Origin of the sequence: Staphylococcus sp. GDY8P119P (assembly GCF_017892075.1) — a bacterium.
Classification (GTDB): domain Bacteria; phylum Bacillota; class Bacilli; order Staphylococcales; family Staphylococcaceae; genus Staphylococcus; species Staphylococcus ureilyticus.
The window spans coordinates 1-15,760 of record NZ_JAESKJ010000004.1; the positions used below are offsets into that span (position 1 = coordinate 1).

General features: G+C 35.9%; 10 protein-coding genes, 1 tRNA gene and 1 other RNA gene. 1 reads left to right on the forward strand and 11 read right to left on the reverse strand.

Annotated features, from left to right (window positions below; translation table 11 throughout):
- Positions 1–528 precede the first annotated feature (528 nt).
- The 11 genes from recR to gltB form a co-directional block, all read right to left on the reverse strand.
- The gene (recR, locus tag KA830_RS02715; protein ID WP_046206986.1) at positions 529–1,125 is read right to left on the reverse strand and encodes a recombination mediator RecR; all 597 of its coding nucleotides are present in this window, start codon (positions 1,123–1,125) and stop codon (positions 529–531) included.
- Positions 1,126–1,129: 4 nt separating this feature from the next.
- On the reverse strand, positions 1,130–1,447 hold the full coding sequence (locus KA830_RS02720) for a YbaB/EbfC family nucleoid-associated protein (protein ID WP_026034724.1): 318 nt from the start codon (positions 1,445–1,447) through the stop codon (positions 1,130–1,132).
- Between the two features lie 88 nt (positions 1,448–1,535).
- A complete protein-coding gene (gene dnaX, locus KA830_RS02725; protein ID WP_046206987.1) occupies positions 1,536–3,245 on the reverse strand; it encodes a DNA polymerase III subunit gamma/tau in 1,710 nt (569 codons plus the stop codon).
- Between the two features lie 59 nt (positions 3,246–3,304).
- The gene (locus KA830_RS02730) at positions 3,305–3,835 is read right to left on the reverse strand and encodes a GNAT family N-acetyltransferase (RefSeq protein WP_046206988.1); all 531 of its coding nucleotides are present in this window, start codon (positions 3,833–3,835) and stop codon (positions 3,305–3,307) included.
- Positions 3,836–4,016: 181 nt separating this feature from the next.
- Positions 4,017–4,286: signal recognition particle sRNA large type (gene ffs / locus KA830_RS02735), an RNA gene on the reverse strand.
- A 71-nt stretch (positions 4,287–4,357) separates the two neighbouring features.
- Positions 4,358–5,083, reverse strand: coding sequence for a trehalose operon repressor (treR, locus tag KA830_RS02740; RefSeq protein WP_204180484.1), 726 nt, complete (start codon positions 5,081–5,083; stop codon positions 4,358–4,360).
- Positions 5,084–5,113: 30 nt separating this feature from the next.
- Positions 5,114–6,748, reverse strand: a complete 1,635-nt coding sequence (treC, locus tag KA830_RS02745) for an alpha,alpha-phosphotrehalase (RefSeq protein WP_204180485.1) — start codon at positions 6,746–6,748, stop codon at positions 5,114–5,116.
- Positions 6,749–6,836: 88 nt separating this feature from the next.
- Positions 6,837–8,264, reverse strand: a complete 1,428-nt coding sequence (gene treP / locus KA830_RS02750) for a PTS system trehalose-specific EIIBC component (RefSeq protein ID WP_064209969.1) — start codon at positions 8,262–8,264, stop codon at positions 6,837–6,839.
- A gap of 328 nt (positions 8,265–8,592) precedes the next feature.
- Positions 8,593–8,685: transfer RNA gene (locus KA830_RS02755), tRNA-Ser, on the reverse strand.
- 60 nt (positions 8,686–8,745) lie between these two features.
- The gene (locus tag KA830_RS02760; RefSeq protein ID WP_204180487.1) at positions 8,746–10,209 is read right to left on the reverse strand and encodes a glutamate synthase subunit beta; all 1,464 of its coding nucleotides are present in this window, start codon (positions 10,207–10,209) and stop codon (positions 8,746–8,748) included.
- A gap of 18 nt (positions 10,210–10,227) precedes the next feature.
- Positions 10,228–14,727, reverse strand: a complete 4,500-nt coding sequence (gene gltB, locus KA830_RS02765) for a glutamate synthase large subunit (RefSeq protein ID WP_210134067.1) — start codon at positions 14,725–14,727, stop codon at positions 10,228–10,230.
- A 141-nt stretch (positions 14,728–14,868) separates the two neighbouring features.
- Between gltB and gltC the strand changes: the two genes are divergently transcribed.
- A complete protein-coding gene (gene gltC / locus KA830_RS02770; protein ID WP_210134068.1) occupies positions 14,869–15,756 on the forward strand; it encodes a glutamate biosynthesis transcriptional regulator GltC in 888 nt (295 codons plus the stop codon).
- The last annotated feature ends 4 nt before the right edge of the window (positions 15,757–15,760 follow it).

The following is a 15,760-nucleotide window of genomic DNA, read 5'->3' on the forward strand; positions in this document are numbered from 1 at the left end:
AAATTATGATGTTTGATTAGCTCATAAAATACTAATTTGTGTTATCAATAACACGTTGTTTTGATTCAACATTTAATGTTGAAATCGGAATTAACGTTGACATATTGCAATTCAGTTTTCAATGTTCATTAGTTTCAATCACAAGAATTAATTCTACAGGTTTTGACTTTGAAAGTCAAGAACTTTTTAAAATTAATTTTAAAGCTTGTTTTGAAATATTGTTTTGTGTGTCGTTTTGTTTCGTCCGACAAGTAAATACTATACACGCTTAAAACGCTTTGAACAACAGTAAAATTTACACTTTTATGTAAAACCAAAAGTATAACTTCTTCAATTCACATACTTTAAAATCTCAAAAAATACATAAAGTTCGTTTTTATTACTTCATCATGAGGTTTGTTATCGAAAAACAGCTGATAAACCTCTATAAAACAAACTTTACTATTTATTAAAATTCTTTTCGAAAAATTAAAGCTACCTTAAAAAAAGGTAGCTTCGGTTTCATTTGAATTTACAATTGAGCATTTACTACATCTCTGTTCTGCCCATAATCGCTTTTGATAGGGTTACTTCATCCGCGTATTCTAAATCTCCGCCGACAGAAAGTCCTTGCGCTAATCGAGTTACTGTTAGACCAATTGGTTTGACCAGTCTTGATATATACATTGCTGTTGACTCACCTTCCAAATTGGGGTTCATCGCTAAGATTAACTCTTTTACTTCGTCATTTTTCAAACGATTAATCAGACTTGGAATATTAATATCTTCCGGTCCTATGCCATCCATCGGAGAAATAGAACCATGTAACACATGGTACAAGCCTTTATATTCACGCATTTTTTCCATAGCGATTACATCTTTATCGTCCTCAACTACACAAATAATTGAGCGATCTCTCTGTTTATCCTGGCAAATATAACATGGATCTTGCTCAGTAATATGCCCGCATTCACTACAATAGGTAAGTTCTCGTTTAACATCGACTAAAGCTTTAGCAAATTGAACGACATCGTCTTCTTTCATATCTAATACATGAAACGCCAGACGTTGGGCTGTTTTAGGCCCAATGCCTGGCAGTTTCATGAAACTGTCGATAAGTTTGGATATTGGTTCTGGATAGTGCATACAATCACATTCCAGGAATATTTAAGCCTTGTGTATGCTTACCTAAGCGTTCTTGAGTAAGTTCATCAGCTTTATTCATCGCTTCATTAGTAGCAGCAATAACTAAATCTTGTAACATTTCAATGTCATCTGGATCAACTGCTTCTTCTTTAATTTCTACATCGAGAACTTCTTTGTGACCTGATACTGTGACAGTCACCATGCCACCGCCAGCCGTACCTTGTACTTTTTCTTCTTTTAATTTTTCTTGCTCTTCATTCATTTTCTTTTGCATTTTCTGCATTTGTTTCATCATTTGTTGCATATTTCCGCCACCGCGCATATATTTATCCTCCTTAAAACTTCAATCTCAACTGATTGTATTTCATCTTTTGTCTCATTATACATGCCTTTTAATTCATTGTCATGTATCACTCTTCATCTATGACATTTACTGTATTTTCTCCAAATAAGTCCTTCGCCTTTTGAACGACATCAACATCTTCAGGTGACGTTGTTGTCGCTGTTCTGTTTTCCTCGGCACTTGTACCTTGTTTACGATTTTGAAGATATTCTGTCCTTACCCTCATCCACTGGTCTGCTGGGACACCGACTACTTTCACTGTTTTATCTATAATGTTACATACTACGTTCTCAATATTCTCTCTTTTTTCATCATCTTTATTTACAATCTCACAATGTATTTCTTCTTCGAATTTAATCAGTACATGGGTTTCACTTGCTGCCACTGGTTCTGAATTTTGAAGAAGACTTACTAATGACTTCATATCATTACTCTTAGCGTGATCTATAACTTCTTGCCAGTGGTCTTTAAGTTGCTTAATATCTTCTTTGTTAGCTTTGTCTAACACTTTGGCTATTTGTTGCATTGAAAATGCATTTTTCGATTGTGGACCTTTACTAGCTGTTTTTTTAGCTTGTGGTTTGGCACTGTTAGCTACGACGCCCTGTGATTTTAAAGTTTTTAATTCATTTTCTAATTGTTCCATTCGCTGTAACAATACTTCATTATTAGGCTCACTGGCTACACTCGTTGTAGCAACAGTTTGCACATTTTCAGGTTCTCCTTTAATCATTTCTGCTATTTTAACTAATAATACTTCAAAATGAACGCTTTGATTGACACTAAATCTGATTGAAACAAGCGTATCATTAATCACGTCAATCATTTTATATAAAGTATCCAAGTCAAAATGCATCAATGCATCATATTCAGAATCCATATTAGATGTCTTATTCATAATGGTATCTCTTACAAAATAAATCATATCGTTAATCAAGCGATTTACTTCTTTACCTTGTGCAATAAATTGATGGTAAGTTGAAAATGCAGTTTTTACATCTCCTTCAACTACCTCTTTCAGTAAATCATTCAACGCTTGAGCATCTACACTACCAGTTACATTCAACGCGTCTTGTAATGTAAGGTGTTCATCGCCAAAAGCGATTGCTTGGTCCATAATGCTTAGCGCGTCTCGCATACCGCCTTCAGAAGCTTTAGCGATAAAATCTAAGGCTCCATGATCATATTCTATCTCTTGATTGTCTGCTACGAATTGCAAACGTTCTACAATTTCATCATGGCTAATTGCTTTAAAATCAAATCTTTGCGCTCTTGAAATAATTGTCGGAGGTATTTTATGTGGTTCAGTAGTCGCCAAAATAAAGATTGCATGGGCTGGTGGTTCTTCTAAAGTTTTCAACAACGCATTGAAAGCGCCTGTTGTTAACATATGAACTTCATCTATAATGTATACTTTGAATTTTGATTCACTTGGTGCGTATTTAACTTTATCTCTGATATTTCTAATTTCATCCACACCATTATTACTAGCAGCATCTATTTCAATCACATCTGAATTCGTTCCGCGCGTAATACCTGTACAAATAGCGCATTCATTACAAGGTTCTCCATCAGAACGTTCTAGACAGTTGATAGCTTTCGCGAATACTTTTGCGATACTTGTTTTACCTGTTCCTCTAGGTCCGCTAAAAATATACGCATGTGATTGTTTTCCTTTTGAAATTGCGTTGCGCAATGTTTTAGTTACATGTTCTTGGCCAACTACATCTTCAAAACTTTGGGGCCTGAACATTCTATATAAAGCTTGATAATTCACCTTTGCACCTCCAATAACATTCAACAACTATTATATCACTGTGCTTTATATTTTGAATATTAATTAAATGCCTCTGGATAAACTACATTACCATTTGGTTGCTCAACAAGTTGTTCCCACAAGAATTTAACCATAAAGTATTTCGATGGCACATCAAACGGACTATAAATTTGATAACGGCTCGCCTCTTCATAACCTAACATACCATAATATCCAGGATCTCCAAGTACAATGATTGTCGTATAATCTTGCGCTTTTGCACGTTCCTCCACTGCTTGGACAAGGGCTTTACCTATACCTTTACCTCTGTATTTCGGCAATACGGATAAAGGGGCTAACGCTAAGGCGGTAAAGCGTGTTTCATCGTTAATTATCTCTATTTCCGAAAGCATCACATGACCAACGACATCACCTTCATCTGTCTTAGCAACAACTTCCAATTCGTAATTATATTCTGTCGACGCTCTAATTTTCAAAACTAAATCTTGTTCATCATGGTTGGACTCTACGACGTTTTCAAAAGCGGTTTTTATTTCCTCTAAACTTGCGTCATAGTCATTTTCAGTTAATGTACTTAAATAAATTTGCATATGTCGTTCCTCCAAATTCACTAAATTCAATTTTCAGCAGTTACAATCAGAATGATATCGTTGCAGTTCGATCAATTAAATTAATGTATCGCTCTTATTTTAATATAAAAAAAGAGTGACTGCTATCAAAAGATAAGTCACTCATAATATATGGTTAATTGTATTTATTTAAAAATTAAAACCGTGCACCTTCGCTTCGAATACGTATCATAAACGTAACCAAAGTCGACAGCTAAATCTCGGCAACCCTACGGCACATATGATAATCCACTTAATGCTGCTTCCGTCAGGACCTGACATGGTTCATGGGTTCATATTGCATAGGACCGAAATCTTCAAACACTACGTGCTTTGGGCAGACTTCACAAAAACGTAGCCTCAGCGAAGGAATTAAGTCTCGCATAAAGCGGATTTCGAGTACAGGGAACCGCTACCTCCCCACCTAGCACGGCAAGATATATCATACTATAAGGTAATGACTGATTGCAAGTCATACAATTCATTATTTTATAACTTATTTCATTAAATTTTATGACGTCTCGAAAAATCGTTAAACTTAAATTCTGTAGCTAAATGTTTGGAAATATTATATTGAAATTTTGTCGTATCCTTTAAATGGACGATTCCTCGGACCGTAGCAGTATACGATGGCGTTACATCTCCAAATATTTCATATTCTAAATTACCAAATGATTCGAAGGTGATAGATTTATTAGAGTAACTAATTTCTAGTTTCAATGTTTGTTCTATATAATGGTACAACGAATCTTTAGCAATATGCATCGTTATATTAGGAACGATTTTTTCTACTAAATAATCTTCATCGATAATTTTCACACGATGATCAATCTTTCGCGTTCGAATAATATGCCACAATGTTTCACTCTGACGCAAGGCCAAAGCGCTTTTTACTTCTGGCACTTCACTAGCAGGTATGCGTTCTAATAATCTAACTTCAGTCTCGTGACTCAAACCTAACCCTTGTTGAACTTCCCTGAAACTGGTTAAATTCGCAAATGGGAATTCTGTAATGCCTTGATAAATGACAACTGAACCCTTACCTTTTATTTTCTGAATCATGCCATCTCTAACAAGTAGGTTAAGCGCTTTGCGCACAGTTTCGCGAGAAGCATTATAGTCGAATACCAATTCATTTTCTGAGGGTAATTGAGCGCCATAGGGTAACTTTGATTCGATGATATCTGTGCGTAAATTTTCATAAATCGCAATAAATTTTTTCTGTTTCATGTGATTTCACTCACTGCCTTTTACTTTAAATTATTGTCTAACTACTATGGCACCAAATCCATCTATTAAGCCATTCTCAATCGACCCATTTTGTAACATGACTTGCCCATCAAGGTTTAACGCTTTTGGTATTTCAACTTTTGCTTTTGAAAAGTTAGCAATCACCAACCATGTTTCATCTTCATGATGACGCTTATAAATAAACAATTCATCGTGATCCATGTAAAGTGGCTCAATATTTCCATAAGTTATAATATCATATTCGTGACGTAACTTTATTAATTTTCTATATGTTTGTAAAATAGATTGGTCGTCTTCTATAGCTGCTTCAACGTTAATTTCCTTATAATTATCAGGAATATCAATCCAAGGTGTACCGGAAGTAAAACCTGCATTTTCACCATTTGTCCACTGTACAGGTGTACGAGAATTATCACGAGATTTTTGTCCTAAAATCGTTAGAATCTCTGCTATTGGATAACCTTCACCTTTTAACTTATGATATGCATTTAAAGATTCTATATCTCTATACTGGTCTATATCATTAAAATGAGGATCTGTCATGCCAATTTCTTCACCTTGATAAATATACGGCGTGCCTTGGAGCATGTGCAAGACGATGGCTAACATTTTAGCACTACTTTGACGTAAGGCTTCAGTCGAATCATCACCGAACCGCGTTACTACACGTGGTTGATCATGATTGCACCAAAAAATGGCATTCCATCCGCCACCGTTATAAATACCGATTTGCCATTCCATTAATATTTCTTTTAATTTATGGAAATCTAATTTAGCGTTTGTCCATTTTTCGCCATCAATATAGTCTACTTTTAAATGATGGAAATTAAACACACTACTTAGCTCTTGACGTGCAGGATCCGTATACTGGATACAATTTTCAATCGTTGTTGAAGACATCTCACCCACCGTCATCATATCTTTACTACCAAATGTCTGCTGATTCATTTCATGTAAATATTCATGCACACGTGGCCCATCAGTGTAAAATTCCTTCCCTACCTTTTCTGAATTTTTAAATTCACCTTTTGATATTAAGTTAATGACATCGAATCTAAAACCGTCTACGCCAAAGTCAATCCAATAATTAATTACTTTATAAAGTTCCCGACGTACTTCTGGATTATCCCAATTTAAATCTGCTTGTGTTACATCGAATAAATGTAGGTAATATTCATCCGTTTTGTCATCGTATTTCCAAGCATTACCACCAAACTTCGATTCCCAATTAGTTGGTGGTTGATTATCCGCTGACCGCTTAAAGAAATAGTAGTCTCTGTACGGGTTACTTTTATCTGAATATGCTTGTTTAAACCATTCATGTTCTGTAGAAGTATGGTTAATGACGATATCCATCATTATTTTTAAATCGCGTCGATGCGCTTCAGCAATCAACCTTTTTAAGTCTTCAATCGTGCCAAATTGTTCGTTCACTTTATAATAATCACTAATATCATAACCATTATCATTCATAGGTGATTCATAAATAGGCGTTAACCAAATATAATCCACACCCAGATATTGTAGATAATCTAATTTTTCAATTATGCCGTTTAAATCTCCCTCACCATTACCTGTCGTATCATTAAATGATTTGGGATAAATTTGATAAACTACCGATTTTCTCCAATCATTGACTACCATTTGATTACCACCTTATCTTTGTATTTTAAATTAAGAAACCCGCTAAACAAACTTAGCGAGTTTAGTTGTACTTATCTATTTGCATTAACTATTCTTCTACTATTTCTTTCGCTTCTTCTTTACTAAATTTCGAGAAGATCACAGTTAATATTGCTGGTACTACCATTGCCAGAACAGTACCTATGCCATAAATGAGCCAAAAATCTTTTTTAATAGAAATGATAGCTGGTACACCACCAACGCCAACATTACCTAAGACACCGATTGCACCTATGATAGCACCTATCACACCCGAAGTTAAAATCGCTGCAACAAAAGGATATTTCAACGGTAAGTTTACACCAAACAACGCTGGTTCAGTAACACCTAAGAAACCTGATACGCCAGAAGTCATTGCCAAGCCTTGTTCTTTTGCCATTTTACGTCTTTTATAGACGAACCATGCACCGAATGCAGCCGAACCTTGACAGATATTTGAAATCGCTAAGATCGGCCACAAATATGTTCCTTTAAGACTGCTTCCCATTAGTTGGAAATCAACCGCTAAGAACATATGGTGTAAACCTGTAATCACTAGAGGTGCGTAGAAGAACCCATAAATTGCGCCACCTAACCAACCTATATGTTCAAACACAAATGTCACACCGTTTGTAATCCCTGTTCCTAGCCATAAAGCAATTGGGCCTATAACGATAAAGGCTAAGAAACCAGTGATTAATAAGGCGACAGGACCAACAACTAACATCTTGATTGAATCATGCACATATTTACTTAAGAATTTTTCAATTTGCGCTAATACATAAGATGCTAATAAAATCGGTAAGACCTGACCTTGATAATTCAGTTGTTTAATTTCTAAACCAAAGATATGCCACGCCGGAATGTTACCTTTACCTATGTCATATTGTGAAGCGAGTTGCGGATTCATTAAAATCAGACCTAATACCAAACCGAGTATTTGACTCCCGCCAAACACACGCATACTACTCCAACCAATTAAAGCCGGTAAGAATATGAAGGCAGTATTCGCGATAACATTAATGATATCTGCAAAGTCCCCTAGCTGTGGATATTGTGCCACCAATGCCTGCTTCCCAAACAAGTCTTCCATCGTTAATACATTATAAATCCCTAATAATAAACCAGCAGTTACGATAGCTGGTAAAATCGGAATAAAGATATCTCCCAATAACTTAACCAATCTTTGTATAGGATTGCCTTTTTGAGCTGCCGCTGCTTTAGCATCATCTTTAGAGGCACTTTCTGCCCCAGTTTCTTCAATAAATTGTTTATAAACTTCATCAACAGTACCTGGTCCAATTACAATTTGATATTGATTGTCAGCTTTGAATTGTCCTTTAACCAAATCATTGTTACTCAGACTCTCTTTATCTACCTTATCATCATCTTTCAAAACAAGTCGCAAACGCGTCACACAGTGTGTTGCTGTGTCCAAGTTTTCTTTGCCCCCAATAGCCTTGACGATATCTTGAACATCTTTCTTTTTAACAGCCATGATGATTCCCTCCCTTAAACTTTAATATTATCCAGAGTATAACTTGTATAGACAAGTTTTGCAAAGGCTTTCACTCAACTCACAAAAAAGGTCTATACGGAAATTAAAAATTAATTTCCGTATAGACCTACTTCAAAAAATATATTGTTTTGCATTTGATGTAATCATTGCATTATGTTTAATAACCTGTGACACAAGCAATAGTAAGACGATATTCACTATTCGTCTATTTTTCTTCATCATTGACTTTAAAAACAAAAAAGACAAACACTTTATATTAAATAAACGTTTGCCTACTATATTTATTAGTCTTGGTATTTAATAATAATGGCGGAGGAAGAGGGATTCGAACCCCCGCGGGCCGTTAAGCCCCTGTCGGTTTTCAAGACCGATCCCTTCAGCCGGACTTGGGTATTCCTCCAAATGAACACAATAATTATAATATTATAGCCCATTAAAAAAGTCAATTATAATTAAAGTATTACACCAATGTTTTTTCATTTAGGAATTCATCCACTGCACGAGCGACTGCTCTTCCTTCTTGAATAGCCCAAACAACAAGACTTTGACCTCTTCTTGCATCACCTGCCGCGAAAATATTTGATTGATTCGTTTTAAAATCTTTATTATCTGCGACAATTTTATTTCTTTCAGTTTGTATATCAAAAGCATGTGGCACAGTAGTTTCTGTACCAATAAATCCAATGGATAACAGTACCAAATCAGCTGGCCAATGACGTTCTGTACCATCGACAACCACCATACCATCCTCTGTTTCTTCAAGTATTTGTGTATAAACGCCTGTTACATTACCAATACGATCCACTTCGTAACGCATCGTTTGCACACCATATGCTCGTGGTTCAAAACCAAAACGCGCTTCATATTCGTTATGCGCATAATCCATTTTAAACACAGGCATTGCCAACGGCCAATACGTATTTTCATCAAATTCAATGGCTTCTGGTTGCTTCGTGTATTTGTTAAATTGAACGATAGATTTACAATTTTCTCTCAATGCAGTTGCCACACAATCTGCACCTGTGTCACCTGCACCAATGACAATCACATTTTTTCCTTCTGCGGAAATGGACGGCGTTTCAATTTCACCATTTAAATATTCGCCTTGTTCCGTTAAGTAATCCATAGCAAAGTGAATACCCATGCCCATTCGGCCTTCTAATGGTAAATCGCGAGCATTTTGTGAGCCTGTACAAATAATAATGGCATCAAATTGTTCCTCTAAACTTTCTTTGCTGATGTCTACCCCTATTTCCGTATCAGTGATAAAGGTGATACCAGATTGTTCCATTAATTTAATTCTACGTCGAACGACCGCTTTATCTAGTTTCATATTGGGGATCCCGTACATTAACAACCCTCCTGCTTCACGCGCACGTTCATATACAGTTACCCAATAACCTAATTTATTCAATTCATCTGCAGCTGTTAAGCCAGCCGGACCGCTTCCTACTATCGCTACTGATGCTGCTTTGCGCTCACTTGGTATCGTAGGTTCGACCCAACCATTTTCAAAAGCTTCATCTATAATGGTACGTTCAATCCCTTTTATCGCAACAGATGCTCTATTTATCTTCATTACGCACGATTGTTCACATGGTGCCGGGCATACGCGTCCAGTAAATTCTGGGAAGTTATTTGTCTCGTTCAACCGTTCATATGCTGTCTTGAAGTCTTTTTGGTACACTAAGTCATTCCATTCAGGAATATAATTCCCAATAGGACAACCAATTGTTTCTCTACCATGTGGCTCACCTGTCTGACAAAAAGGTGTGCCACAATCCATGCATCTCGCACCTTGTTCTGATGCTTCTTCTTTGGTAAATCTCTGCTGAAAGGGTGCGTGTCCTTTCAAACGTTCTACTAAAGACAATTCAGGCAAGGGTTGTTTGTCATAACTCATAAATCCTTTAAATTCCCCCATACTCAGTCCCCCTTCAATTTAATACACAGCCGTTAATTGTTGTGCTGGTTCTAAATGTGTTCTCTTGTCATTAAAAGCATTCAATAACGCTTCATCTTGCTGGTTAGATTCGCGCTTTTGCAATTCAATTTTTTGCATCATTAATTTATAATCTTTTGGTATGACTTTTACTACTTGATCAACTACAGATTCAAAATGCTCTAATATATTTTTAGCTTTAGTACTATTTGTATAAAGTAAATGGTCTTCTAACATTTCTTTTACAACATTTTTTTCTGCTTCAACAGTGATTTCGTCGAAGTCTAAACTGTCTAATTGATGCGCTTCTTTAAATTTTTCAACATCAGATGGGAAGATATAAGCGACGCCCCCACTCATACCTTGACCAAAGTTCTTCCCGACATCTCCAAGCACAATGACACGTCCACCTGTCATATATTCAAGACCATGATCACCAATACCTTCAACAACTACTTGTACACCACTATTTCTAATACAGAATCGTTCACCAGCTTTACCATTAATAAAGGCTTTGCCATATGATGCACCATAGAAACAAACATTGCCAATTATAATTTCTGATTCTCGTTGTTGCGTCGGTGCCTTAACAATCACTTTACCGCCAGAAAGTCCTTTACCTACATAATCGTTAGCATCACCCGTGTGATGTATTGTTAATCCTTGAGGTATATAGGCACCTAAACTTTGACCAGCATGCCCTACCGTATTGACATAAATACGATCCTCAGGCAAACCGTCGGCACCGTGGATATCAGTAATCATACTGCCAGTAATGACACCCACGTCTCGTTGTTCATTTTTTACAACATAATTGCCAGTAAATGACTTATGTTGCTCAATTGCTGATTGAGCATCAGGTAATAGTTGCGTTAAATCGAAACCTTCATCAAGATGATGATTTTGCACTATATTTTTATATCTTTCACCGTCGTGTTGATATAATAATGCTTCTACATTCATAGAAGCAGCTTTAGGTCTTTGTTGAGATAAATTATCTTTTCGTTTTAATAAGTCTGTGCGACCCACCAATTCATCTACCGTGCGTAATCCAAGTTCGGCTAATATCTCCCTTAATTCCTCAGCAACAAAATGCATAAAATTAACCACGTGATCTGCTCTACCATTAAATAACGCGCGTAAATCTTGGTTTTGAGTAGCAATACCTACTGGACATGTATCTTTATGACATACACGCATCATGACACAGCCAAGTACGACTAAAGGTGCTGTTGCAAAACCAAATTCTTCAGCTCCCAACGCACACGCATATGCCACGTCTTTACCTGTAAGTAATTTGCCGTCTGTTTCTACAATCACTCTCGACCTTAAATTATTCATCATCAGAGTTTGATGTGTCTCTGCTAAGCCAATTTCCCAAGGGACACCTGCGTGTTGGATACTTGTTTTAGGAGAAGCACCCGTCCCACCATCATATCCACTAATCACAATTTTATCTGCATAAGCTTTAGCTACACCTGCTGCAATTGTTCCGACACCAGTTTTAGATACGAGCTTCACTGTGATATTTGCGTTTTTATTAGCATTTTTCAAATCATGAATTAATTGTGCTAAGTCTTCAATTGAATAAATATCATGATGAGGCGGCGGGGAAATCAAGCCAATACCCGGCGTAGACCCTCTGACTTCAGCAATCCACGGATAAACTTTAGAACCAGGCAACTGCCCGCCTTCCCCTGGTTTAGCTCCCTGAGCTACCTTGATTTGTATTTCTTTGGCATGTTGTAAGTAGTGACTCGTCACTCCAAATCTTCCGGAAGCAACTTGTTTGATTGCACTAGATCGATTTCGACCCTCATCATCCACCACAAATCGTTCTGGGTTTTCTCCGCCTTCACCACTATTACTTTTACCACCCATTTGATTCATTGCTTCAGCAAGTGTTTGATGTGCTTCTTCAGAAATAGAGCCATAACTCATCGCACCTGTATTAAAACGTTTAACGATTTCAGTCGTTGCTTCTACTTCATTGATATCAATCGGGTCTTGTTTTTTAAATTCCATTAAATGACGAATATGATCTGTACGTTGATGATTGACTTCATTTGAAAATGTTTTGAACTGTTTATAATCATTCAAACGACACGCATGTTGTAGTAAGTGAATTGTCGTCGGGTTAAATGCGTGATGTTGACCTTGTTTACGCCATTGAAACGTACTGCCAGATTCCAAGTACTCGCTCTCAGATGATTGTCTTGCTTTATTTTCTTTATCTATCAAGTTTATATCGATACCAGATAACTTGGTTTGTGTACCTGTAAAATACTGGTCAACCACATCTTGCGACAAACCTACCGCTTCAAAAATTTGTGCTCCTTGGTAACTTTGAACGGTAGAAATGCCCATTTTAGCCATTACTTTTATGACACCTTCTGACAAAGTATCTGTATATGTTTGGACATTTTCAGTAACCTCTCCGTTTAAGCGTCCTTTATCTACTAAATTTTCTATTGTACGTTGCGCTAGATATGGTACGACTGCATTCGCCCCATACCCTAATAAACACGCTACATGATGCACCTCTCTCGTTTCACCAGAAAGTGCGATGATGCTTGTGCGCATGCGTAAACCTTTTCTGATTAATAACTGATGCACATAACTGACCGCAAGCAATATTGGCATTGCATAACCTTGCTCTTCTACTAATACACGGTCATCTAAGACAATGATTTCATAGCCATCTTTTACTGATTGAATTGCTTGTTCCCCTAAATTGTCTAACGCCGATTCTAAATTTTCTTGATACAATGTTGATAAATGCTTAACTTTAAACCTACTGTCGTCAATCGTTTTTAATTGCGCCTCAGTTAGCACCGGTTTTTTCAATTGAATTCTGTTCAACACATCTTCATTAGGATTTAGTAAATTACCTTCTGAACCTAGATAAGACAATTCACTTGTCACTATTTTTTCTCTATATGCATCAATTGGCGGATTGGTAACTTGTGCAAAAAGTTGTTTAAAATAATTAAATAACGATTCATCTTTTTCATTTAAAACAGCAATTAGAACATCATACCCCATAGCACCAATTGGATCTTTCTTACTTTCAATTAATTCTGTCATATATTTGTCGATTTCTTCTTTCGTATAAACAAATTGCTTTTGTAACCTTGTTAAAGTTGTTTCATCCCAATCCGATGGTGTCACTTTTACATGATTTAAATCTAAGTCTATTTTAAATTGATTTAGCCAATTCTCATATGGTAGTTCATCAGCGATACGTGCTTTTAGTTCATTATTATCAACTACTTTTTGTTGTTGAAAATCAACTAATAATAATTTACCTGGATTGAGTTGGCCTTTAAAAGCAACTTGTTCTTCCGGTACATCTACAACACCCACTTCTGACGAAAAAACAATGTAATTATCTTTAGTGATTGTATAACGTCCTGGACGCAAGCCATTTCTATCTGTTAGCGCACCAATTTTCTCCCCATTACAAAAAGAAATCATTGTCGGGCCATCCCACGGTTCCATTAGGTAACTATAATATTCATAAAAAGCACGGACATTATTGTCATTCGCCGTATTATAAAGCCAAGGCTCCGGTATCATTAACATCGCTGCTCTTTCTGGTTCCATTGCTAAAGATAAAAATTCTAATGCGTTGTCTACAATAGCAGAGTCACTACCGTCTTCATCAATGATTTCCTCTACTTTATGTTTGTTTTCACCAAAAATACTTTCAATGAGATCATTTTGTCTTGCGCGCATCCAATTTACGTTACCTTTAATGGTATTAATCTCCCCATTATGCATTAATAATCGGTTGGGGTGTGCACGTTTCCAACTCGGAAAGGTATTTGTACTAAAACGGGAATGTACAAGTCCAAGTTTTGATATATAATGCTCATCATTTAAATCTTGAAAGAGTTTCTTAATTTGATCAGAACGCAACCACCCTTTATAGACGATTGTTTTATGAGACAAACTTGTAAAATATAAATCTATTTGTTGTTTTTTAGCATATAATTCAATTTGCTTACGTGCTAAAAACAATGCTTTTTCTATATGCGTTTGATTATTTAAGGCGATGAATACCTGTTGTATATATGGCATTGTTTGAGCTACATGTTCGGCAATGGCATTGACATCAACTGGTACGTCTCTATAACCAATAACATTCAATCCTTCGCTTTCAAAGTAACGATTAAACGTTGCTTCATGCTTTGAATTTTTTATCTTCTCATTTGAAAAAAACATGCCTACTGCATAATGACCTTCTTCCGGTAATTCAAAATCTGTTTGTTCAGAAAAATACCCAAAAGGAATCTCTGTCATGATACCGGCACCATCACCAGTTATACCATCTGCACCAATTCCTCCACGATGATCTAACCTACGTAGCATTTCCAATGACTTTTCAACGATATCGTGTGACCTTTCATTATTCATATTGGCATAGAATCCAATACCACATGCATCGTGCTCTTCACGACTATCATATAATCCCAATTGCTTACCATATTCGATCATAACCCTCACCCCTTTTTCGAAAATTCTGAATATTGAATAAGTATAGTAAACTATATAGTAATACATTAATCTATTCAATATATAAAATAGATGATATTATTCTAATAATTCGAATAATATTAATATGTTGGGAATGGTTATATGGAAATTAAACAATTGAAATATTTTATAGAAGTTGCAAAAAGAGAACATTTATCAGATGCTGCATTAGAACTTAACATTGCTCAATCTGCCATAAGCAGGCAAATTACATTATTAGAAAAAGAGTTACAAGTAACATTGTTTAATAGAGAAGGACGTAACATACACATTACCGAAGAAGGACAACAATTGTTTTCTGAAGCAACCAAGATTATCGAACAACTTGATAACACAGTACGTTTATTTCATAACCAATCTGAAACAGAGCATTATATTATACGTATTGGTTACGTTGAAAGCTATATAACGCAGGTATTAACCTTATTAATGCAATCCTTTGAAAACGAAAGTAAATCTATCATTCAGCCTATTTTAATGGAAGAGGACGATATATTTGGAGCTTTGCTCACAGATAAAATTGATATTGCTTTTACTGCTATGTCAGATGAACTCAAACAACATCGTTCTTTAAAAGTAAGCCCTTTATTTGAAGAAACATTTCATGTCTATGTACCTAAAGATGACCCTATCACTATGGCTACAAATCCACCTTTAGTACAATTTTCGAATAAATCTATTTACGAATTATATCCATTACCAACGAAAATCAGACAAGCATTAGTAAAAACAACCAAAACACCTATACAAACGATCACACATCCTCAACTAGCAGAATATATCCTAAGCAAATCGCGTGGTTACATCGTCACAGCTTCTTATCATTTGCTAACAAAAAATCTACAAAAATGGAAAAAAATATCTTTAGAACATACTGCATTGAAAAGAACCATTTGCCAAGTTGTTCGACTAGACAATCGAAAACACGATTTACAATTTTTATTAGAACTCATTGATAAATTATTAAGTAGAAGCACAACTTATCATTAATCAT